1 protein-coding gene is annotated in these 533 nt (G+C 45.4%); it reads left to right on the top strand.

The features are described from left to right. Positions 1-490 (top strand): ABC transporter permease (locus R8N49_RS30010; RefSeq protein WP_318190812.1); only part of this gene is annotated, 490 nt, incomplete at its 5' end. Positions 491-533 lie beyond the last annotated feature (43 nt).

Raw genomic sequence — 533 nt, forward strand, 5'->3', positions numbered from 1 at the left:
AACCGGGTCATTGTTATTGGTAAGAACGTTGGTGTTTATTGCCATTTATTACTTACTGAGCGCGTATTACTTTGGTTTTAGCTTCGAACGTCTGAGTGTGAATCACATTGCCAAAGCAGGTGAGCTCTTAACCATGCTCTTCCCGTTCTTGCTGGGTTGTTGTGGGCTAGGTTTTTGGCTTGGCTATCTACTACCAAGAAGAGAACTGGTCACCTTAGTGGTTCTAGTCAGTTCAATGCCTCTCATCTTTTTAGCGGGCTTCATTTGGCCAGTTGAATCGATACCTGCTCCACTGCTTTGGATAGCCGATTTGAGCCCGAGTACTTGGGCAATAAAAGGCTTCTTGGCGCTCAACCAAATGGGCGCGACATGGCAGCAAGTTGCCAAACATTGGACAGCATTGTGGTTGCTTGTTGCGCTATGGGGTGGCGTGGCGTATTGGATAGCAAAACGTAACAACAAACCCGTTGTTACCGAAAGCCTAAGTTAATTTTTCTCTGCAGCTCAAAGAGATAAATTGACAGAAATCACAA

The organism is Vibrio sp. 1978 (genome assembly GCF_033344345.1).